Raw genomic sequence first — 22,174 nt, 5'->3', positions numbered from 1 at the left:
AGAGTTGTTTCATGCTGAATATCGATAAAAGCACCGTGGATTTCCTGGTAACCGAAAATATGGTGCAGGAAGTGGAAAAGATTCTGGAGAAGGATGTGCCGCGCGTGCACGCTATCGTCGATGAGATGATCAAGCGCGGCATCGACCGCATCTACTTCGTCGCCTGCGGCTCGCCGCTCAACGCCGCGCAGACAGCGAAGCATCTGGCGGACCGCTTCTCCAGCCTGCAGGTTTACGCCGTTTCCGGCTGGGAGTTCTGTGACAACACGCCTTACCGTCTCGACGCAAAATGCGCGGTTATCGGCGTGTCCGATTACGGCAAAACCGAAGAGGTGATCAAGGCGCTGGAGCTGGGCGCCGCCTGCGGCGCGCTCACCGCCGCCTTCACCAAACGCCCGGACAGCCCGATTGTTCATGCGGCTGAACATGTGGTGGCGTATGAAGCGGACTGCATCTGGGAAATCCATCTGCTGCTCTGCTACAGCGTAGTGCTGGAGATGATCACCCGTCTCGCGCCGCACGCCGAAATCGGCAAAATCAAAAACGACCTGCGCAAGCTGCCGCAGGCGCTGGGTCACCTGGTGCGCACCTGGGAAGACAAGGGCCGTCAGCTTGGCGAGCAGGCTTCGCAGTGGCCGATGATCTACACCGTTTCCGCAGGCCCGCTGCGCCCGCTTGGCTACAAAGAGGGCATCGTCACGCTAATGGAATTTACCTGGACTCACGGCTCGGTGATTGAGAGCGGCGAATTCCGCCATGGCCCGCTGGAAATTGTCGAGCCGGGCGTGCCGTTCCTCTTCCTGCTGGGCAACGATGAAAGCCGCCACACCACCGAACGCGCCATCCGCTTCGTGCGCGAGCGTACCGATAATGTCATCGTTATCGACTACCAAGAGATTGCCCAGGGGCTGCACCCATGGCTCGCGCCGTTCCTGATGTTCGTGCCGATGGAGTGGCTCTGCTACTACCTCTCTATTTACAAAGACCACAACCCGGACGACCGTCGCTACTACGGCGGCATTGTCGAGTATTAATCCCCCGCCCGGCCTCTGCGGAGGCCGGGACATTCATGCAAGGAGAAGGGTATGAAAACGGGTATGTTTACCTGCGGGCATCAGCGTTTACCGCTGGAGCACGCCTTTCGCGACGCGCACGAACTGGGCTACGACGGGCTGGAGCTATGGGGCGGCAGGCCGCACGCCTTCGCGCCGGACTTAAACGCGGGCGGCATCCGCCACGTTAAAGAACTCTCCCGCGTCTATCAGATGCCGATCATCGGCTATACGCCAGAAACTAACGGCTATCCGTATAACATGATGCTGGGCGATGAACGGATGCGCCGCGAAAGCCTCGACATGATTAAGCTCGCCATGGAGATGGCTAAAGAGATGGAGGCGGGCTTTACGCTGATTTCCGCCGCCCATGCGGGCTACCTCGCCACGCCGGACGCCATCTGGCAGCGGCTTGCTGATAACCTGCGCGAATTATGCGATTTCGCGGAAGATATCGGCATGGATCTGCTGCTGGAGCCGCTCACGCCGTATGAATCCAACGTGGTTTGCAACGCTAACGATGTGCTGCGCGCGCTCTCGCTCGTGCCTTCGCCGCGCCTTTACAGCATGGTCGATATCTGCGCGCCGTTTGTGCAGGGCGAACCGGTAATGAGCTATTTCGACAAGCTTGGCGATAAGCTGCGTCATCTGCATATCGTCGACAGCGACGGCGCAAGCGACAGCCACTACATTCCAGGCGAAGGCAAAATGCCGCTGCGTGAGTTGATGCGCGATATCCTCGACCGGGGCTATGACGGCTATTGCACCATCGAACTGGTGACGATGTATATGAACGAGCCGCGGCTGTATGCCCGCAAGGCGTTGTCGCGCTTTCGCGAACTGCTGACGCAGGAGGCGCAATGAAAAAGCTGGCGACGGTAGGCGATAACTGCGTCGATATCTATCCGCAGCTCGGCAAGGCTTTCTCCGGCGGCAACGCCGTGAACGTGGCGGTTTACAGCACCCGCTACGGCATGCAGCCCACCTGCGTAAGCTGGGTAGGCGATGACGATTACGGCAAAATGCTCAGGCGTGACCTGGAGCAAAAGGGGGTGAATACGTTTCGCTTGCGCGTGAAGCCGGGCGTGACGGCGCAAACCCAGGTGGAGCTGCGCAACAACGACCGCATCCTCGGCGACTATACCGAAGGCGTAATGGCGAATTTTGCGCTCAATGAAGAGGATCTGGCCTGGCTGAATAGCTTTGACATCATCCACTCCGCCATCTGGGGCCATGCCGAAACGGCCTTCCCTGCCCTGAAAGCCGCCGGGAAAATCCTCTCGTTTGATTTCGCCGACAAATGGGAAAGCCCGCTGTGGCGCACGCTGCCGGAGCATCTGGACTACGTATTCGCCTCCGCGAACGACGACACGCCGTGGCTGCGCGATCGGCTGCAAACGGTGGTGCAGTGCGGCGCGGGCGCGGCTATCGCCACCCTCGGCGAAAACGGCAGCCTGGCGTGGGACGGTAAGCAGTTCTGGCGGATGCCGCCGGAGTTAGTGGAGGTGGTCGATACCATGGGCGCCGGGGACTCTTACATTGCCGGTTTCCTTTGCGCCATCGCCGAAGGCCTGCCGCTGCACGACGCCATGAAGCAGGGCACGCAGTGCGCCGCAAGGACCATCGGCTACCACGGCGCGTGGTGAGGTCTGCGTTGGCGTGACGAGCCTCACGCCAACGCCCTGTTACTCCACAATAAAGGCTCCTATAATCAACCCCACGCTTTTTACAACTTCAGGGTCGATTCATGCCAGCTACGGAGCGCTACTCCCACCAACTTCTCTACGCCACCGTGCGTCAGCGCCTGCTTGATGAGATAGCGCAGGGCGTCTACCAGGCAGGCCAGCAAATCCCAACCGAAAGCGAGCTCTGCGCACTCTACAACGTTAGCCGCATTACTATCCGCAAAGCCATCAGCGACCTCGTTAAAGATGGCGTGCTGATCCGCTGGCAGGGAAAAGGCACGTTTGTGCAGAGCAAGAAAGTGGAGAACGCGCTGCTGACGGTGAGCGGCTTTACCGATTTCGGCGTATCGCAGGGCAAACCGACCAAAGAAGAGGTGATAGAGCAGGCACGCGTGAGCGCCGACCCGTTTTGCGAAAGACTGAACATTCCGGGCGGCAGCGAGATGTTCCTGCTGCGCCGGGTCATGTATCTTGACGGCGAGCCGCTGTTTATCGACGGCTCCTGGATCCCGCTTGCCCGCTACCCGGGTTTCGACGAGATTTACACTGCGGGCGCCTCGACCTACCAGCTTTTTCAGGAGCGGTTCGATACGCGCGTGGTGAGCGATAAAAAGACCATCGATATTTTCACCGCCACCAAATCTGAAGCGCAGTGGCTTAAATGCGAACTGGGCGAGCCGCTGTTTCGCATCAGTAAAATCGCTTTCGATCAGCACGATCGTCCCGTGCACATTTCCGAATTGTTCTGCCGGGCCAACCGCGTCAGCCTGACTATCGATAACCAGCGCCGCTGAAGCTTTAAGCCAGCGCGTTTCGCTTATCCCTTTTCCTGTACCAGATGATGAAGAGAATGCAGTCTTTTATGTTGCAGGCAGCATTTCAGGGGACATTGACGGAGAACCCTGCAAAGCGTTTATATCTCTTCCGCTATGCATTAACGAGTAATTCATAGCCACTCTCAGGACTACTTAATCTAAAGGGATACATGATGAATCGTATGATGAAATTGGCTGTTCTGGCCGTCGCGCTCTCAACTCTCACCGCTTGCTCCGGGCACGTTGAAAACAAAAAGAAAGATTGCAGCTATGACTATCTGCTCCACCCGGCGATTTCAATCTCCAGAATCATTGGCGGTTGTGGTCCGGCGGCAGACCAGTAACAGACAAGCGCTAAGCGCAGGCATAAAAAAACCGGGAAATTTCCCGGTTTTTTTGTTTTTTACGGCTGGGCGACAAAGCCGATGGCTTCATAAACCGCTTTCAGCGTTTCAGACGCGCGGGCGCGAGCTTTTTCCGCGCCTTCTTTCATCACGCTCTGCAGGAAGGCTTCATCGTTACGGTAGCGGTGGTAGCGCTCCTGAAGCTCAGTCAGCATGCCGGAAACGGCATCCGCCACTTCGCCCTTCAGATGACCGTACATTTTGCCTTCGAAGTGCTGCTCCAGCTCGGCGATGCTCTGGCCGTTTACGGCGCTAAGGATATCCAGCAGGTTAGACACGCCCGCTTTGTTAGCCACGTCATAACGCACAACCGGCGGCTCGTCGGAGTCCGTTACCGCGCGTTTGATCTTCTTCACGACCGATTTCGGATCTTCCAGCAGACCGATGACGTTGTTACGGTTATCGTCTGACTTGGACATCTTCTTCGTCGGCTCCAGCAGCGACATGACGCGCGCGCCCGATTTCGGAATAAACGGCTCCGGCACCTTAAAGATATCCCCATAGATAGCGTTGAAGCGCTGCGCCACGTCGCGGCTCAGCTCCAGGTGCTGTTTCTGATCTTCGCCTACCGGCACAAGGTTCGTTTGATACAGCAGGATGTCCGCCGCCATCAGCACCGGGTAGTCGAACAGACCGGCGTTAATGTTTTCCGCATAGCGGGCGGACTTATCTTTAAACTGCGTCATACGGCTCAGCTCGCCGAAATAGGTGTAGCAGTTCAGCGCCCAGCCGAGCTGCGCGTGCTCCGGTACGTGAGACTGAACGAAGATGGTGCTCTTTTTCGGATCGATGCCGCAGGCGAGGTAGAGCGCCAGCGTATCAAGGGTGGCTTTGCGCAGCGCCGCCGGGTCCTGACGCACAGTGATGGCGTGCTGGTCAACGATACAGTAGATGCAATGGTAGTCGTCCTGCATGTTAACCCACTGACGCAGCGCACCCATGTAGTTACCAATGGTCAATTCACCTGATGGCTGTGCGCCGCTAAAAACGATGGGCTTACTCATTTTTCAATTCCTGATTGTCACTGTGGGGTAGCCCGAGAGCGGGCAAAAGATCACGGAAGTGGTCGAAGATAATATCGGGTTTGCTTAACGCTATCGCTTCGCCATAGTTATAGCCATAAGTCAGGCCTACCGAGCAGCAGCCAGCAGCCTGAGCGGCCAGAATATCATTACGCGAATCGCCGACAAACAGCAATTCCGGCGCGGCAAGCCCAAGCTTTTCCAGCACCATCAGCAATGGCTCAGGATGCGGCTTTTTGTTCGTCACGTCATCGCCGCCAATAATCACGGTGAAGAACTTAGCAATGCCCAGCGCTTCCAGCAGCGGCGCCACGAAAGGGGTCGGCTTGTTGGTCACCAGCGCCATCGGCATGCCGTTGTCATGCAACGCATGCAGCGTCTGCTCGACATCCGGGAAAAGAAAGCTGCTTTCTTCGACCACCTCGCCGTAATAGCGGTCGAAGAGTTTTCGCAGCATGCGAGCCTGTTCTTCTTCAGGAATATCCATCGCATCCAGCGCAGGTTTCCCGGCAGCAATGCGCTGCGCCGCTTTTTCTTCACGCGCCCATTTCAGCGCGCGCTGCACCAGCACATCCGCGCCGTTGCCAATCCAGGTGATAACGCGCGGCTCGCCGGCCTGCGGCAGCTCCAGCGCATAAAGCGCGCTGTCTACGGCATACGCCAGCCCCGGCGCGCTGTCCACCAGCGTGCCGTCAAGGTCAAACGCCACGCCGCGAATGGCCTGTAATTTATCCATGGCTTACCTTCGCCAGTTCGCTGCGCATTTCCTCAATCACTTTTTTGTAATCAGGCTGATTGAAGATAGCGGAGCCTGCGACAAACATATCGGCGCCCGCGGCGGCAATTTCGCCAATATTGTCCGCTTTCACGCCACCATCCACTTCCAGACGGATATCGCGCCCGCAAGCGTCGATGCGCTTACGCACTTCTTTAAGCTTATCCAGCGTGTGCGGAATAAACGACTGACCGCCAAAACCCGGGTTCACCGACATCAGCAGAATAACGTCCAGCTTGTCCATAACGTGATCGAGCCAGTTGAGCGATGTGGCGGGATTCAGCACGAGACCTGCTTTGCAGCCATGCTCTTTGATAAGCTGCAGCGAGCGGTCAACGTGTTCGGAAGCTTCCGGATGGAAGGTGATGTAGGTTGCGCCCGCTTCGGCGAAGTCCGGGATAATTCTGTCGACGGGTTTAACCATCAGATGCACGTCGATAGGCGCGGTAATGCCGTAATCGCGCAGCGCTTTCAGCACCATCGGCCCCATGGTGAGGTTAGGCACATAGTGGTTATCCATAACGTCAAAATGGACGACATCGCCGCCAGCGGCCAGGGCGCGGGCGGTATCTTCGCCCAGGCGAGCGAAGTCTGCCGACAGGATTGAGGGGGCAATCAAATACTGTTTCATCCGCTTCTCCATTAAAAGTGTTTTACGGCGGGCGAAACGGCTCAGGCTTTATAGAGCGCCAGCAGTTCGTCCACCTTCTTACGCGTGCCGCCGTTGCTGCTAATGCTGCGTCTTACCCGCACCTTATGGAGCTTCGCCTGCTGATACCACTGACGCGTCAGCGCCGTATCGTGGTTGGAGATAAGCACCGAAATGCGGTTGCTGTGCAGTTGCTCGGCAAGCTGGGCCAGATGCTGCTGCTGCTCCAGGTTAAAGCTATTGGTGTGGTAAGCGGTAAAGTTCGCCGTCGCGGAAAGTGGCGCGTAGGGCGGATCGCAATAAACTACCGATCCCGCGCCCGCCCGCGCCATGCTCGCATCATACGATTCGCAGATAAACAGCGCGTTCTGCGCCCGTTCGGCAAACCGGTACAGCTCCTCTTCCGGGAAGTAGGGCTTTTTATAGCGGCCAAACGGCACATTAAATTCGCCGCGCATATTGTATCGACACAGACCATTGTAGCCGTGGCGGTTGAGATACAAGAAGAGCAGCGAGCGACGAAAAGGATCGGCGCTCTGATTAAACTCTTCACGCAACTGATAGTACACTTCAGACTGATTATTCGACGACGTAAACAGCAAACGCGCCTCGTTAACATAGTCGTCCGGGCGATCTTTCACCGTGTTGTAGAGGCTTATCAGGTCGCTGTTGATATCCGCGAGGATATAGCTCGAATAGTCTGTGTTGAGAAATACCGAGCCTGCGCCGACAAAAGGCTCAATAAGACACTCCCCTTCCGGGAGATGACGTTTGATTTCGTCGAGCAGGGGGTATTTCCCCCCTGCCCATTTCAGAAAAGCGCGATGTTTTTTCATGCTGCTTGTGACTTTACCTTTCCCCGCTGTGGAGAAGGGCTCCGACAGCATACTGCGCTTTTACTCATTACTTCAGATCGGACTGAACCTGGTGGATCGGCTTCGCCCACGGGTTCTTCGCCTGGACATCGGCGGGCAGCGTGGCAACCGCGCGCTTCGCTTCATCTTTAGAAGCATAAACGCCGCTTACCAGCACATACCACGGCTGACCGTTACGGGTCGTCTGATAAACCACGTAGTTTTTCAGGTTCTCTTTTTTCGCCCACGCGTTGAGGTTGTTGTAGTTCGAAGAACTGCTCAACTGCAGCGTGTAGTGGCTGGACGGCGCTGACTTCAGCGAGCCGACGTTGCCCGTCGCGGCGGCAGGCGCGCTGGAAGATGGCGCAGGCGCGGCCGCTTTTGGCGCGCTGGTCGTCGCCGTGGCTGCCGGAGCGGAAGCCTTCGGCGCGGCGGTAGTCGCGGCAGGCGCCTTCACCGGTTCGGAGGCCGTACCGCTGGCAGGCGCGGAAACCGGTTCGCTGCGCTTCGCCGTCGTTGCAGGTTTCTGCTCGCTTGTCGGCGCTTTCGCGGTCGTTTGCGGTTTGCTCTGGGTCGGCTGCGCATTACGCGGTTCCGGCTCAATCACTACTTGCTTGCGCTCATGGCGCTGCGGCGCGGCAGCCTGGCGTGTAGCGGGCTCCTGCGGCGCGGCCTGACGGGAAGCGGCATTGTTGTTGCCTACCGCGGCAACCGTTGCAGGTTCGGTCGGCAGCGTAGAAGAGCCGGCTGCGGCGTTATCAATTTGGCCCTGCTGCTGGGTCAGCGCGTTATTCAGGTCGCCCTGCACTTCAACGCGCTGTTGACCGGCAGGCTGCGTCTGAGCCTGACCCTGAGTCGGCGTGGAAGAAATAGGCGGCAAAGAGACATCCTGCGGATTGTTGCCGGGCGCCGCGTTTACCGCAGAGGTTTCACCTGGCTGCGGCTGCGCACCGTTAGCCTGATCGGCTGGCGTGCCGCCGTTATTAGCGCCGCCTGCGAGATCGATATTTTTTTCCGCTGACTGGTTTTGCGCGCTGGAATCGGTCGACGGCCCCTGCAATGCGGAACCAATGCCGATAATCAGCACCAGCAGCACCAAAATGCCCAGCGCCATCATCAGGTGCTGACGAGAAACCGGCCCTTTCGCCGGCGCTTTTTTACGCTTGCGCGGACGACGCTCAACCACTTCTTCGTCTGCCGCTGCCTCCGCTTCGTACTCTTCCTCTTCGCGTACGCGGTCTTCATCACGAGCGCGACGGGCGCGCGAAGGGCGCGGATCTTCAGCGTCCAGCTCAACGTCATCGATGTTCAGCTGCGGCTCGTTATCATAGTCGGCAGATTTACGAGAACGACCAGGACGACGATCGCTGGGATCGGGTTTCAGCTCGTCTTCTGGTTTGAATTCATCCATTTAACACCCCACACTAAGGCTTATTGCGGCCCGCGGCTACGCACATCGCCCGAAAAAAAACGCCGCCAAAAACTGGCGACAGGCCGTTCTAATAGTTACGCCTGCTGACAGTCAGCAATAGCGCCAATAACTACCTCGTGCGGCACTCCGCCGCGCACTTCGCTTTTCCCTATAGCCAGCGGCAGCACTAAACGCAGCTCTCCCGCCAGCACTTTTTTATCACGCATCATGTGCGGTAAATAGGCTTCCGGAGCCATAGATTCCGGCCCCGTTACCGGCAAGCCTGCGCGTTTGAGCAGAGCGATAACGCGCTGCGTATCCGCCTCGCTAAAATTGCCCAGGCGTTGCGCCGTGCGCGCCGCCATGACCATGCCCGCCGCGACCGCTTCGCCGTGCAGCCAGTTGCCATAGCCCATTTCCGCTTCGATAGCGTGGCCGAAAGTATGGCCAAGATTGAGTAAAGCACGTAAGCCGCTTTCACGCTCATCCGCCGCCACGACTTCCGCTTTTATCTCGCAGCAACGGCGAATGCAGTAAGCCATCGCCGCACCATCCTGCGCCAGCAACGCATCCAGGTTTTCTTCAAGCCAGTTGAAGAAATCGCCGTCAAGGATAATGCCGTACTTAATGACCTCAGCAAGGCCGGAAGAGAGTTCACGCGCAGGAAGGGTTTTCAGACAATCGAGATCGATAACCACCGAAGCAGGCTGGTAGAAAGCGCCGATCATGTTTTTGCCAAGGGGATGATTGACAGCCGTCTTGCCGCCAACGGAGGAATCCACCTGCGAGAGCAGCGTGGTTGGTACCTGAATGAAGCGCACGCCTCGCTGGTAGCAAGCTGCGGCAAAACCGGTCAGGTCGCCCACTACGCCGCCGCCCAAAGCGATAAGCGTAGTATCGCGGCCATGCGGTTTTTCCAGCAGCGCGGTAAAGACAGTATCAAGCACCGCCAGGCTTTTGTATTGCTCGCCGTCGGGCAGGATAACCTGGTCGACTTTCACTCCCGCCTGTTCCAGCACCTGGCGAACGTTGGTGAGGTAAAGCGGCGCCAGCGTTTCGTTGGTTACCAGCATTACCTGGTCACCCGCGCGCAAGGGCCAAAAGGAAGCCGGATCGTTGAACAATCCGGCCGCGATGGTGATAGGGTAACTACGTTCCCCGAGAGTGACTGTCAACCTCTCCATGACGCTCAGTAACCTTATGTGCTAGTACCCGCAGACGAGTATTGGGTTAACTGGAATCAGTTATTTTCCAGCATATGGATAATCTGGTTAGCCACCACTTTCGCGCTTTGATCGTCGGTGCGAATGGTCACGTCGGCAATTTCTTCATAAAGCGGATTGCGTTCGTTAGCTAACGCTTCGAGCACTTCGCGCGGCGGCGTCTCTACCTGAAGCAAGGGGCGTTTTTTATCACGCTGGGTACGGGCGAGCTGCTTTTCGATGGTCGTTTCCAGGTAAACCACGACGCCACGGGCGGAAAGACGGTTACGGGTCTCGCGGGATTTGACAGAACCACCGCCCGTCGCGAGCACAATACCCTGTTTTTCCGTCAGCTCGTTGATAACCTTTTCCTCACGATCGCGGAAACCTTCTTCGCCTTCGACATCGAAGACCCAGCCCACGTCAGCGCCCGTCCGTTTCTCAATCTCTTGATCAGAATCGTAGAATTCCATATTGAGCTGCTGAGCTAACTGACGCCCAATGGTGCTTTTGCCAGCGCCCATAGGCCCAACCAGAAAGATATTGCGTTTTTCTGCCATTTTTTCGGTACTACTAAGACAATTCGTTGATGATAAACCCGGTGCGCCACAACCCTGCGTCACGGGAAATGAACTGAAACCTCTTATGCGATAGTGCGAGAGTCAGATCAAAAATTATCTCAACACTCCAGGTAGTTTGGCAACCGAATAAATTACCGTACCGGGTGCGAGGGAGTGAAAAAACATCACGGAAAGCACCGTTTCTTACCGACTCTCAAATCGGTACTCCTTGTATGCTAATTCCACCCCTTCGTCAAACATCCGGAGGACTTAAAACGTAAAAATCATAGCTCACGCTAATACATCAACGGCTCTTAACAATCCTCGGCGTAATAAAAACCACCAGCTCCCGCCGTTCGTTTCCCTTACCGTCATGGCTAAATACCCTTCCCAGTAATGGAATTTGCCCAAGCCACGGCACGCTGTCTTTGCCGGATTTATTTTTGTGCTGAAAGATGCCGCCCAGCGCCAGGGTTTCGCCATCTTTCACTTCTACCTGTGTTTCAATCTCTTGTTTATCAATGGCTAGCGTTTCGCCATCCGCCTGCTGCAACACTTGCCCCGGCATATTCTGGCTGATGCGCAGCTTCAGGCGAATGGTGCCTTTGTTGCCAATCGTGGGCGTCACTTCCATACCCAGCACCGCCTCTTTAAACTCGACCGAGGTTTTGCCGCTTTCGCCGCTGGAGACCTGATACGGGATCTCGCTGCCCTGTTTGATGCTGGCGGGCTGCTGATGAGCCGCCAGCAGTCGCGGGCTGGCGATAATCTCTACCTGATTTTTCTGCTCAAGCGCCGAGAGCTCAACGTCCAGCATTCGTCCATCGATGCGCCCGACGTTAAAACCCACATGCGTGGTCGCGTTCGCCACGCTAAGATCGGCAGAAAGGCTTGTGGGGTGCCAGCGTTTGATATCCCCTTCCGGCTCCGCCAGCCCCCATTTCACGCCTAGCTCGCGCAGGCTTTGTTCATTCATGGTAACAATATGGGCGGCCAGTTCCACTTGCCCTACCGGGATATCCATTTGCGCTATCCAGTCGCGCACCCGCTTCATCGCGGCGGCGTTATCGCTCACCAGCAGCCGGTTAGTGCGTTTATCTACCGTCACGCTTCCTTGCGGGCTTAAGAGCTTATCGCCCAGCGCGCCGATGGCGGCGGCCAGCTCTGTCGCGTCTGCATGCCCCAGCGTAAAAGTCTCGTTCCCGACAGGTTGACTAAGCTGGCGCTGTTGGCGCGCCGCTAAACGCCGCGCCTGCTGCTGCGCTTCCCAATCCTGCGGATAGACGCGCAAGATGGCGCCCTCTTTTTGCCAGTGCAGCCGGGCGCTGTCGATGACCGCCTGAAAAGCCTGCCGCCATGGCACATCAATAAGGTGCAAAGAAAGCGTTCCCTCAACGCCTGGCGCCACGACGAGATTCAGCTTTTCGCTCTCCGCCAGCGCCTGCAGCACTTGCGCTACCGGCGCTTCGTCCACCACCACGGAAAGCGGCGGGCTGACCGTTGCGCCCAGGCTCTGACTTGCCGCCGCGCTCAATGCTAATAAAAGAAGAAGTTTCCTTACCATGGGATTGCTCCTTAAGCTTCCAGTGTTGCGGCGTTTCCTCGCAGGCGCCATCCGCCACAAGCGTGATTTGCGCGGCAGCGATGGCGCTAACGCGCCAGCCTTCGTACAGCCTGCTTCCCACATTTACCCGAAGCGACTTTCCTTCCGGCGTCCTGACAATTCCGCGTACCGCCTCTTCCCGACCAACCATGCCGAGATAACGCCAGCGCTCCGTTTTTTCTGTATCGCAATCTCCGGCGGGAGGTTCAAAAGGATTACGGCTGGCGATAGCGGGCTGCATTAACGCCGCGATAAGCAACCATTCACTGCGCATGTTTCATCTCCAGCTGTAGCGAAAGGCGCAACGATTTCTCATGGGGCGCTAACGTAAATGCCGTCGCTTCAATGTCGTAGCGCGCCAGTCGGGCAAAAAAAGCGGGTACCTGCGGCCACGCAAGATCGACTACCAGTTCGCCGCGCTGACCATCCGGCGACCAGCGCGCCAGTCGTCCGCCATGCGCCTGCACCAGCTCCAGCGCAGAGAAAGGTTCCGGTTTGAGCTTCGCCTCCAGCGCCGTTATCTGACGATTGTGCTGCGCTTCATCCTGATGGCCTGCAAGCTGCTGGCGCTGCCGCTCCACCGTCTGCATGAGTTTCTGATAACGAAGCGCCTGCGCCGCGTTTTCCTGCCGGGTCGGGGCCAGCGCAAGCCAGCCGACGACAAGCCATGCCATCGTCCACGCCAACCAGCACAGCAGGCGCACGCTAACGGGAGCCGTGAGCCAGCGTTCAAGGTGCGGCGTCATGCTTCACCTCCGGATAAAGCGCAATAGAGAAACGCCATTCGCGATGACTCGCTTTTGCCGTCTCTCCCATCTCGCTGGCCGGAAAACCGGGCAACTGCCGCAGGCTTTGCTGCAGCGCCGCTATTGCATCGGGATCGCGCGATTTTCCCTGCAACAGCAATGAGTTTTCAGTGAAGCTCAGGCTTGTAAACCAGAGAACCGACGGCGTGAACTCCGCGAGCGCAAGCAAACGAGGTTCCCACGCCGCAAGGCTCGTTTGCCGGGCGACTCGCCGCTCAACCTGTTGCCGTAACGTCTCTATGCGCTGCTTAAGCGCCGCGATGTTCGCAAGCCGGCTTGCCTGGGCGCGCTGCTGAAGCTGCGCAGCTTCTGTGCGGACGGTCCATTGCGCCTGCGCCTGTATGAGAAGCCAGAACCAGAGCAGCGTTGCGGCTCCCACCGCCAGCGCGCCGCTGGCAAACAGCCCGGCCCAGAGCCGCATGCGTCGTTTGCGTCGTCGGGCGCGCCAGGCAAGCAGATTGATAAGCGCGCTCATCGCGCGACCTCGCTCATCGCAAGGCCAAGCGCCACCGCGTAACATTCAGGCGTTTTTAATAACGGCGGCTGCTGAAAAGTGATAAAAACAAGCGGATCCAGACGCAGGCAACCTTCCGCTTCTGCCGGCAACGGACCGCATACCGCTACGCGTTCGACGCTTATTGCCAGTTGTTTGGCCAGGGGCAGCAGACCGCCCCGCTCGATTACCCCCCAGCGCGAGCGGGAAGCCCATAACCACTGCCCTGCGGCTTCGCAAGCGATAAGCGCTACATTATCGGGCGCGTAAGGCCAGAAGGCCGTTAATGCGCAGGCGTCCGGCGTTAGCGCTTCGGGCTGGAACCCTGCCGCGCGAAGGTTGGCTAGCAGCGCTTCGGCTTCCCTTTTCTGCGCAGCCGTTACCTGAAACCGGGCAGGCTCTTCAGCAAGCGCGTAGTCAAGCCAGAGCGTGTCTGCCGGGAGATGAAGATCGCGAGCGGTCGCGCTCGCCAGCCATGTTTCGCATTCCGATTCGCACAGCGTGGCGGTCGGACGCGGAATGTCACGTTGCAGGGTACGCTGAGCCGGGAAAGCGATGCGCAGGCTATGTCCGCGCGGCAACTGCGCGCGCCACTGACGCAACGCCGACTGCAGCGCGCTATCGCCTGTTATTACCCCTTCGCGCCAGAGAGGTTCACGGGCAGGAATATGCCACCAGCGGCACAGCGCCCAGCCGCCGCGCCTGCGGCTCAACGCCACCGCCTTTACACTATCTTCTTGAATATGCAAGCCAATTTGCCATCTGCCGTTTGTCATGATTGCCGATCTCCTTATCGTGCCGGGTGAAAATGACATATCAATGCTTCAGGCTTGCCTTTATACTACCGCGCGATTGTTTATAAACTGCCCAAACGAAACCAAATGAGAAATTCCCGGTGAAGTTCGTAAAGTATTTATTCATCCTTGCAGTCTTTTGCATTCTGCTGGGAGCCGGCTCGATCTATGGTCTTTACAAGTACATAGAGCCACAGTTACCCGATGTCGCCACGTTGAAAGATGTGCGGCTCCAGATCCCTATGCAGGTTTACAGCGCCGACGGCGAACTTATCGCCCAGTACGGTGAAAAGCGCCGTATTCCGCTAACGCTTGATCAGATCCCGCCGGTGATGGTGAAAGCGTTTATCGCCACCGAAGACAGCCGCTTTTACGAACACCACGGGGTCGACCCGGTAGGGATATTTCGTGCGGCAAGCGTGGCGCTCTTTTCCGGCCACGCTTCGCAAGGGGCGAGCACCATCACGCAGCAGCTGGCGCGTAACTTCTTCTTAAGCCCGGAGCGCACGCTGGTGCGTAAAATCAAGGAAGTGTTCCTGGCGATACGCATTGAGCAACTCATGAGCAAGGATGAAATCCTTGAGCTCTACCTGAATAAGATTTACCTCGGCTACCGCGCCTATGGCGTCGGGGCGGCGGCGCAGGTCTATTTCGGCAAGACTATCGACCAGCTGAGCCTAAGCGAAATGGCCGTCATCGCCGGCCTGCCAAAAGCGCCCTCCACCTTCAACCCGCTCTATTCGCTTGACCGCGCAACGGCGCGGCGCAACGTGGTGCTTTCGCGCATGCTGAGCGAGGGCTATATCACCCAGATGCAGTACGATAGCGCGCGCGATGAAGCTATCGACGCGGCTTACCACGCTCCGGAAATCGCTTTCTCCGCGCCTTATCTTTCTGAAATGGTGCGCCAGGAGATGGTGAATCGCTACGGCGAAAACGCCTACACCGACGGCTACAAGGTCTACACCACGATTACCCGCCGGCTTCAACAGGCGGCGCAGCAGGCGGTGCGCGACAACGTGATGGATTACGACATGCGCCACGGCTACCGCGGCCCGGCGAACGTATTGTGGAAAGTGGGCGAAGCGGCGTGGGATCAACAACGTATTGTGGATTCGCTGAAAAACCTGCCGACTTACGGGCCGTTGCTGCCCGCGGTGGTCACACAGGCATCGCCTGCGGAGGCGACGACGCTGCTGGCGGATGGTTCGTCTATTACACTCTCCATGGACGGCATGCGCTGGGCGCGCCCTTACCGCTCCGACACCGCGCAAGGCCCAACGCCGCGTAAAGTGACCGATGTGGTGCAGACCGGCCAGCAAATTTGGGTGCGTAAAGTCGGCGACAACTGGTGGCTAGGCCAGGTGCCGGACGTGAACTCGGCGCTGGTCTCCATCAACCCGAAAGATGGCGCCGTCATGGCGCTGGTAGGCGGCTTCGACTTTAACCAAAGCAAGTTTAACCGCGCCACGCAGGCGCTGCGCCAGGTAGGCTCCAATATTAAGCCTTTCCTCTATACTGCGGCGATGGATAAAGGGCTAACGCTTGCCAGCATCCTCAACGATGTGCCGATTTCACGCTGGGATGCGGGTGCAGGCTCCGACTGGCGGCCAAAAAACTCGCCTGCGCAATACGATGGCCCGATTCGTCTTCGCCAGGGGCTGGGACAGTCTAAAAACGTGGTGATGGTGCGCGCCATGCGCGCCATGGGCGTCGATTACGCGGCGGAGTATCTGCAGCGCTTCGGCTTCCCGGCGCAGAATATTGTCCATACCGAATCGCTGGCGCTTGGCTCCGCTTCCTTTACGCCGATGCAGGTGGCGCGCGGCTATGCGGTAATGACGAACGGCGGCTACCTGGTCGACCCCTACTTCATTACTAAAATCCTCAATGAACAGGGCGATACGCTCTTCCAGGCGATGCCAAAAGTGGCCTGCGCGGATTGCGATATTCCGGTGATTTACGGCGATACGCCAAAATCCAATGTGCTTGAAAATAAAGACGTGGAAGAGGTGGCGACGTCGCAGGAGCAGCAGAACGCCACCGTGCCGATGCCGCAGCTTGAGCAGGCTAACAAAGCGCTGGTCGCGCAGAGCCCTGCGCCGCAGTACGCGCCGCATGTCATCAATACGCCACTGTCGTTTTTGATTAAGAGCGCGCTGAATACCAATATCTTTGGCGAACCGGGCTGGCAGGGTACGGGCTGGCGCGCGGGCCGGGATTTACAGCGTCGTGACATTGGCGGTAAAACCGGCACCACCAACAGCTCCAAAGACGCCTGGTTCTCCGGCTATGGTCCGGGCGTGGTGACCTCGGTCTGGATTGGCTTTGACGATCATCGTCGCGATCTTGGACGCACCAGCGCTTCCGGCGCGATTGCGGACCAGATTTCCGGCTACGAAGGCGGCGCCAAGAGCGCCCAGCCCGCCTGGGACGCTTATATGAAAGCCGCGCTTGAGGGCGTGCCTGAAGAGCCGCTGACGCCGCCGCCGGGCATCGTGACGGTGAACATCGACCGCAGCACCGGACAGTTAGCGAACGGCGGCAACAGCCGCGAAGAGTATTTTATTGAAGGTACGCAGCCAACGCAGCACGCCGTGCATGAGGTGGGCACCACGCTCATCGATAATGGCGAAACGCACGAATTGTTCTGATGGCAAAAACAAAAACGCCCCTGCAAAGGGGCGTTTTTTTATGACGGTGCGCAGGTTAAAAGCGGCCCTGGGACCGGAGCCATTCGCGCACCAGGAACAATGCGCTAACGTTACGCGCCTCGCTAAAATCCGGGTCTTCCAGCAGCGTCATCATTTCCGCAAGCGGCCAGCGCACCTGAACTAACGGCTCCGGCTCATCGCCCTGCAGCGATTCGGGATAGAGGTTTTCCGCCATCACAATGTTCATTTTGCTGGAAAAATACGACGGCGCCATGGTGAGCTTTTTCAAAAACGTGAGCTCATGCGCGCCGAAGCCCACCTCTTCTTTCAATTCGCGGTTAGCGGCTTCAAACACGGTTTCGCCCGGGTCGATCAACCCCTTGGGAAAGCCCAATTCATAAGACTCTGTACCCACCGCGTACTCGCGGATCAGCACCAGTTCATTATCAATAATGGGCACAATCATTACCGCCTCACGGGTGGAGGGGCGCATACGCTCATAGACCCGGCGCTCGCCGTTGCTGAACTCCAGATCCACAGTTTCCACGTTAAACAGACGGGAACGGGCTACAGATTCAACACGGAGAATGGTGGGTTTTTGTAATGGTTTACTCATCGCATGGATCACAGAGGTAAGAAATAGTCTTCATTGTGCGACATGCCGCACGGTTTGAGCAATGTGAATTGGCTGTTATTTACATTTTTGTAACCTTGTTTCGAGATATTTCGCAATTGCGAACAATTGTCAAGAGGCTGAAATTGAAATAAGAATTTGCTGATATTTAGGCCGATCCGCCTTTGCTACCATTTCACAGCCGCTGGTATGCCTCAGTAATTTCACTCAAGTTGCACCTCATACCTGCCGATAAAGCTCTTTTGCACACTTGCTTTTTGCTGGTGACGTTTGTCGATATCTGTACCAGGAACCGTAGTTTGATGGGGAAAGCATGAGCACCTTATTGATTTTCGTAGCTGCTATGCTGGCCTGTATGGTGATTGCAGGATGGTGGTTGAAGCGTAAAAAACATCACCGCGGCGGCAGGCTGTCCGCTCACACTTTTACTGGCGCTACTACCCGTAAACTTTCTGCGGATGAGCGCAGCGCGGTAGAAAGCTATCTTGAGACGCTGGCTCGCTATCAGGACGCCCCTGGCCCGACGGGCGCCAGCAAAGCGCCCATTAGCCTGACGCTCACTTCACAAAGCAACACGGTCTATGCTTTAACGCGCTCCATTACGCGTTACGGTTTGAGCACTGACGACCCCAATAAATGGCGTTACTACCTGGACTCGGTGGAAGTGCACCTGCCGCCCTTCTGGGAGCAGCACATCACCGATGACAACAGCGTCGAGCTTATCCTTACCGCAACGCTGCCGCTGGTTATCTCGCTAAATGGCTATAGCCTGGAGAATTCGGCGCCCGAAACGCGCGGCTACGCGCTGGAGCACAATCCCTCTCGCCAGGCCTCGATTCGCGGCGAAGAGAGCGAGCAGATCGAACTGCTTAACATTCGCCAGGAGACTCACGAGGAGCACTCCCTGGGGCGGCCGGACGGCCTGCGCGAAGCGCTGCTCATCTGCGGCGCGTTTATGCTTTTCTTTCTCTGTCTGGTGACGCCAGAGATGTTTCTGCCGTGGCTGCTGGGCGGCGGCATTATGCTGCTGGCGGCGGGGCTGTGGGGGCTTTTCGCGCCGCCTGCGAAAACCGCGTTGCGGGAAATTCATTGCCTGCGCGGCACGCCAAAGCGCTGGGGGCTGTTTGGCGAGTCGGACCAGGAACAAATCAATAATATTTCGCTTGGCATTATCGACCTCGTCTATCCGCCGCACTGGCAGCCGTTTATTCACCAGGATTTAGGCCAGAAAACCGATATTGATATCTACCTTGATCGCCATGTCGTGCGGCAGGGTCGTTTTCTCTCCCTGCATGAAGAGGTGAAAAACTTCCCGCTGCAGCCCTGGCTGCGCAACGCCATCATCTCGCTGGGCGCGCTGGTGGTATTAACGCTGCTCACGCTCTGGGTGCCGCTCGATATGCCGTTTAAGCTAACCGTTTCCTGGCTTAAGGGCGCGCAAACCGTTGAAGCGACAAGCGTAGAGCAACTGGAGCAGGCCGGGCTGCGCGTTGGCGATACCCTGCGCGTCAACGGTACCGGGATGTGTAATATTCATCTGCCGGGCAGCTATTCGCCGCGGCAAAACTATCCGTTCATGCCGTTCGACTGTTCGCAAATCCTCTGGAATAACGCACGGCTGCTGCCGTTGCCGGAGTCTGATGTCGTCGCCAAAGCCACGGCGCTGACCGAAGCGGTGAACCGCCAGCTTCATCCGATGGCGGGCGAAAGTAAAATCAACCCGCAGTTGGCCTCCGCTATCCAGAAATCGGGCATGATCCTGCTGGATGATTTCTCGGAAATCGTGCTGCTGACCGAAGCGCTCTGCACCGGCGAAGATGAGTGTGTTCGCCTTAAAAACGCGCTGGTGAACCTTGGCAACACGAAAGACTGGGAGACGCTGACCCACCGCGCCAGCGCCGGCAAGCTCGACGGTATTAATGTCCTGCTGCGCCCGGTCAGCGCTGAGTCGCTGGATAGTCTGGTCACGACCTCCACCGCGCCGTTCTTCCAGCGTGAAACCAACCGGGCGGCGCAGGCGCTTAATAGTCCGCCGCCGGGCGGCTTTATGATAGTCAGCGATGAAGGCGAAGATTTAGTCGACCAGCCCTACCCGCCAATGTCGCTCTATGACTATCCGGCGCAGGAGCAATGGAAAGAGTTCCAGCGGCTGGCGGAAATGCTGATGCAAACGCCTTTCCATGCGGAAGGCATTATCACCAGCATCCGCACCGATGCGAACGGCACGCAACACGTGGCGCTGCACAGTATTCCCGACAGCGCGGGCCTGTGGCGCTACATCGGCACCACCCTGCTGATGGTCGCCATGTTGGTTTGCGTAATTTATAACGGCTTTATGGCGCTGCGCCGCTGGCAGCGCAACCGCAGCCGACTGGCGCAAATTCAGCACTACTATGAAAGCTGCCTGAATCCGCAGTTGGTCCCCTCCCCCGAGGTCCGCTCTCTGTTCTGATGAAAAAGGGCGTCAGGAGTATGATACCCTGACGCCCTTTGCTCTTCCGGCTGGAGAAACCATGCATATAGATATCGCCTGGCAGGACGTTGATACCGTCTTGCTGGATATGGACGGCACGCTGCTCGACCTGGCGTTTGACAGCCATTTCTGGCTCCAGCTGGTGCCGGAAACCCTGAGCGCCAAACGCGGCATTACGCTCGACGAAGCCCACAGCTATATCCGCCAGGAGTATCACGCGGTGCAGCATACGCTAAACTGGTATTGTCTGGATTACTGGAGCGAACGTCTGGGGCTGGATATCTGCGCGATGACCACCGCCCAGGGGCCGAAAGCCGTGCTGCGTGAAGATACCGTGCCGTTTCTCGAAGCCCTGAAGGCCCGCGGCAAACGCCGTATTTTGCTGACCAATGCGCATCCTCATAATCTGGCGGTGAAGCTTGAGCATACCGGCCTTGCTCAGCACCTTGATTTATTACTTTCCACCCACACATTTGGTTATCCCAAAGAGGATCAGCGGTTGTGGCAGGCGGTCGCCCGCCATACCGGTCTGGAAGCGGCGAGAACGCTGTTTATTGACGACAGCGAACCGATTCTGGATGCCGCCGCGAAGTTTGGCATTCGTTACTGCCTGGGCGTGACCAATCCCGATTCAGGGATGGCGGATAAACTTTATCAGCGTCATCCGGCGCTCAATGACTACCGACGGTTGATCCCCGCACTGCAACTCAGGGAGTCGCCATGAAAGAGAAAACCGCAGAAGGGGTGCGCCTGGATAAATGGCTCTGGGCGGCTCGCTTCTACAAAACCCGCGCGCTGGCGCGCGAGATGATTGAAGGCGGTAAGGTGCACTACAACGGACAGCGCGCCAAACCCAGCAAGATAATTGAACTGAACGCGGTGCTGGTGCTGCGCCAGGGCAACGACGAGCGAACCGTGGTGGTGAAAGCCATTACCGACCAGCGTCGCCCGGCAGCCGAAGCGGTACAGCTCTATGAAGAGACGGCGGAAAGCATTGAGAAGCGCGAAAAACTCGCTCTGGCGCGCAAACTCAACGCGCTCTCCATGCCGCATCCGGACCGCCGCCCGGATAAAAAAGAGCGCCGCGATCTGATGAAATTTAAATACAGCGACAATGAATAACCGTCGCGCCAAGAGAGACAATTATGGCCCAACACGACCAATTACACCGCTATCTGTTTGAAAACTATGCCGTACGCGGCGAACTGGTGACAGTTTCCGATACCTGGAAGCGCATCCTTGAAAACCATGACTACCCGCAGCCGGTGAAAAACGTGCTGGGCGAGTTACTGGTCGCCACCAGCCTGCTGACGGCTACGCTGAAATTCTCTGGCGATATCACCGTGCAGTTGCAGGGCGACGGCCCGATGAGCCTTGCGGTCATCAACGGCGATAACAATCAGCAGATGCGTGGCGTGGCTCGTGTACAGGGTGACGTTCCGGCTGATGCGGATCTGAAAACGCTGGTGGGCAACGGCTACCTGGTTATCACTATCACCCCAAGCGAAGGCGAACGCTATCAGGGCGTGGTAGGGCTGGAAGGCGATACGCTGGCGGAATGCCTGGAAGATTACTTCCTGCGCTCTGAGCAGTTGCCGACACGCCTTTTCATCCGCACGGGTGAAGCGCAAGGGCGCCCGGCGGCGGGCGGTATGCTGTTGCAGGTGCTGCCAGCGCAAAACGCCCAGGCGGACGACTTCGCGCACCTGGCGACGCTTACCGAAACCATTACCGCAGAAGAGTTGCTGACGCTGCCAGCCAACGACGTGCTGTGGCGCCTTTATCACGAAGAAGAAGTGACGCTCTACGATCCGCAAGAGGTGGAGTTTAAGTGCACTTGCTCCCGCGAGCGCTGCGCCGAAGCGCTGAAAACGCTGCCTGCGGAAGAGGTGGATACCATCATTGCTGAAGATGGCGAAGTGGATATGCACTGCGATTATTGCGGCAACCATTACGTTTTCGATGCAATGGATATTGTCGCTATTCGCAATAACGCCTCCCCGGCGGACCCGCAGGTACATTAATTTCCCCTGCTTCTTCATAAAAAGCGCTTCCCGTCCGGGCGGCGCTTTTTTTATGACCTGAACGGGCATGGGTTTTCCGCTTGTCGTTATCAGTCAGCCAGCAAAAGAGTGCGATCTTTTCCGGGTTTTACCACCAGCCGCGCGCAACCGTTTCCTGAGAAAGCGCTTACACTCACAAACTGTTCGTTTACCGCCCACCTTTTTTAACATATTCGGAACAATCCCCGCTTTACGGTATACACTCCTGCCATACTCTGTCTCGCG

At 57.5% G+C, this 22,174-nt stretch carries 22 protein-coding genes; 10 read left to right on the top strand and 12 right to left on the bottom strand.

Translation table 11 applies throughout. The features are described 5' to 3' along the window. Nucleotides 1–11 precede the first annotated feature (11 nt). The 5 genes from frlB (at nt 12) to MT962_RS15870 (ending at nt 3,896) form a co-directional block, all read left to right on the top strand. Nucleotides 12–1,034 (top strand): fructoselysine 6-phosphate deglycase, encoded by a 1,023-nt coding sequence (gene frlB, locus MT962_RS15890; protein WP_188724132.1) that lies wholly within the window; start codon nt 12–14, stop codon nt 1,032–1,034. A gap of 51 nt (nt 1,035–1,085) precedes the next feature. Then, complete coding sequence (frlC, locus tag MT962_RS15885) at nt 1,086–1,916, top strand: fructoselysine 3-epimerase (RefSeq protein WP_029590551.1); 831 nt, start codon at nt 1,086–1,088, stop codon at nt 1,914–1,916. Beyond that, nucleotides 1,913–2,698: a fructoselysine 6-kinase gene (gene frlD, locus MT962_RS15880; protein WP_024558184.1), complete on the top strand. Its 786-nt coding sequence runs from the start codon at nt 1,913–1,915 to the stop codon at nt 2,696–2,698. The genes frlC and frlD overlap by 4 nt, the downstream gene beginning before the upstream one ends. Before the next feature lie 101 nt (nt 2,699–2,799). After that, nucleotides 2,800–3,531 (top strand): GntR family transcriptional regulator, encoded by a 732-nt coding sequence (locus MT962_RS15875; protein WP_024558185.1) that lies wholly within the window; start codon nt 2,800–2,802, stop codon nt 3,529–3,531. A gap of 194 nt (nt 3,532–3,725) precedes the next feature. After that, entirely contained in the window at nt 3,726–3,896 is a 171-nt protein-coding gene (locus tag MT962_RS15870; RefSeq protein WP_024558186.1) for a YhfL family protein, read from the top strand. Nucleotides 3,897–3,955: 59 nt separating this feature from the next. On the opposite strand, the gene trpS is transcribed toward MT962_RS15870, so the two are convergent. The 11 genes from trpS to MT962_RS15815 form a co-directional block, all read right to left on the bottom strand. Continuing rightward, a complete protein-coding gene (gene trpS / locus MT962_RS15865) occupies nt 3,956–4,960 on the bottom strand; it encodes a tryptophan--tRNA ligase (protein ID WP_024558187.1) in 1,005 nt (334 codons plus the stop codon). After that, nucleotides 4,953–5,714, bottom strand: coding sequence for a phosphoglycolate phosphatase (gene gph / locus MT962_RS15860; protein WP_024558188.1), 762 nt, complete (start codon nt 5,712–5,714; stop codon nt 4,953–4,955). The genes trpS and gph overlap by 8 nt, the downstream gene beginning before the upstream one ends. Next, a complete protein-coding gene (gene rpe, locus MT962_RS15855) occupies nt 5,707–6,384 on the bottom strand; it encodes a ribulose-phosphate 3-epimerase (RefSeq protein ID WP_024560244.1) in 678 nt (225 codons plus the stop codon). Before rpe ends, gph begins: the two co-directional genes overlap by 8 nt. A 41-nt stretch (nt 6,385–6,425) precedes the next feature. Then, complete coding sequence (dam, locus tag MT962_RS15850; RefSeq protein ID WP_024558190.1) at nt 6,426–7,238, bottom strand: adenine-specific DNA-methyltransferase; 813 nt, start codon at nt 7,236–7,238, stop codon at nt 6,426–6,428. 67 nt (nt 7,239–7,305) lie between these two features. Then, a complete protein-coding gene (gene damX, locus MT962_RS15845) occupies nt 7,306–8,667 on the bottom strand; it encodes a cell division protein DamX (protein ID WP_247366036.1) in 1,362 nt (453 codons plus the stop codon). Nucleotides 8,668–8,762: 95 nt separating this feature from the next. Further along, complete coding sequence (gene aroB / locus MT962_RS15840; protein ID WP_024558192.1) at nt 8,763–9,851, bottom strand: 3-dehydroquinate synthase; 1,089 nt, start codon at nt 9,849–9,851, stop codon at nt 8,763–8,765. A 56-nt stretch (nt 9,852–9,907) separates the two neighbouring features. Then, complete coding sequence (aroK, locus tag MT962_RS15835) at nt 9,908–10,429, bottom strand: shikimate kinase AroK (protein WP_024552823.1); 522 nt, start codon at nt 10,427–10,429, stop codon at nt 9,908–9,910. Between the two features lie 304 nt (nt 10,430–10,733). Continuing rightward, nucleotides 10,734–11,993 (bottom strand): DNA uptake porin HofQ, encoded by a 1,260-nt coding sequence (hofQ, locus tag MT962_RS15830; RefSeq protein ID WP_247366034.1) that lies wholly within the window; start codon nt 11,991–11,993, stop codon nt 10,734–10,736. A gap of 302 nt (nt 11,994–12,295) precedes the next feature. Further along, the gene (locus tag MT962_RS15825) at nt 12,296–12,778 is read right to left on the bottom strand and encodes a hypothetical protein (RefSeq protein ID WP_247366031.1); all 483 of its coding nucleotides are present in this window, start codon (nt 12,776–12,778) and stop codon (nt 12,296–12,298) included. Then, complete coding sequence (locus tag MT962_RS15820; protein ID WP_247366028.1) at nt 12,762–13,313, bottom strand: PilN domain-containing protein; 552 nt, start codon at nt 13,311–13,313, stop codon at nt 12,762–12,764. Before MT962_RS15820 ends, MT962_RS15825 begins: the two co-directional genes overlap by 17 nt. Next, nucleotides 13,310–14,107 (bottom strand): pilus assembly protein, encoded by a 798-nt coding sequence (locus tag MT962_RS15815; protein ID WP_247366027.1) that lies wholly within the window; start codon nt 14,105–14,107, stop codon nt 13,310–13,312. Before MT962_RS15815 ends, MT962_RS15820 begins: the two co-directional genes overlap by 4 nt. Before the next feature lie 119 nt (nt 14,108–14,226). Here MT962_RS15815 and mrcA point away from each other — a divergent pair, with 119 nt between their 5' ends. Further along, entirely contained in the window at nt 14,227–16,779 is a 2,553-nt protein-coding gene (gene mrcA / locus MT962_RS15810) for a peptidoglycan glycosyltransferase/peptidoglycan DD-transpeptidase MrcA (protein WP_024561144.1), read from the top strand. Between the two features lie 55 nt (nt 16,780–16,834). On the opposite strand, the gene nudE is transcribed toward mrcA, so the two are convergent. Beyond that, nucleotides 16,835–17,395, bottom strand: a complete 561-nt coding sequence (nudE, locus tag MT962_RS15805) for an ADP compounds hydrolase NudE (RefSeq protein WP_048888793.1) — start codon at nt 17,393–17,395, stop codon at nt 16,835–16,837. Between the two features lie 331 nt (nt 17,396–17,726). Here nudE and MT962_RS15800 point away from each other — a divergent pair, with 331 nt between their 5' ends. The 4 genes from MT962_RS15800 (at nt 17,727) to hslO (ending at nt 21,910) form a co-directional block, all read left to right on the top strand. Further along, nucleotides 17,727–19,865 carry an intracellular growth attenuator family protein gene (locus MT962_RS15800; protein ID WP_048888792.1) on the top strand — a complete coding sequence of 713 codons (2,139 nt, stop codon included), beginning with the start codon at nt 17,727–17,729 and terminating at the stop codon, nt 19,863–19,865. A 61-nt stretch (nt 19,866–19,926) separates the two neighbouring features. Beyond that, nucleotides 19,927–20,610: a GMP/IMP nucleotidase gene (yrfG, locus tag MT962_RS15795; protein ID WP_247366026.1), complete on the top strand. Its 684-nt coding sequence runs from the start codon at nt 19,927–19,929 to the stop codon at nt 20,608–20,610. Next, the gene (gene hslR / locus MT962_RS15790) at nt 20,607–21,008 is read left to right on the top strand and encodes a ribosome-associated heat shock protein Hsp15 (RefSeq protein WP_024558202.1); all 402 of its coding nucleotides are present in this window, start codon (nt 20,607–20,609) and stop codon (nt 21,006–21,008) included. Before yrfG ends, hslR begins: the two co-directional genes overlap by 4 nt. A gap of 23 nt (nt 21,009–21,031) precedes the next feature. Further along, a complete protein-coding gene (gene hslO, locus MT962_RS15785) occupies nt 21,032–21,910 on the top strand; it encodes an Hsp33 family molecular chaperone HslO (RefSeq protein ID WP_024558203.1) in 879 nt (292 codons plus the stop codon). Nucleotides 21,911–22,174: the final 264 nt, after the last annotated feature.

It is taken from the genome of Franconibacter sp. IITDAS19 (assembly GCF_023079515.1).
GTDB lineage: Bacteria > Pseudomonadota > Gammaproteobacteria > Enterobacterales > Enterobacteriaceae > Franconibacter > Franconibacter pulveris.
This window is presented reverse-complemented; position numbering and strand designations above follow the sequence as displayed.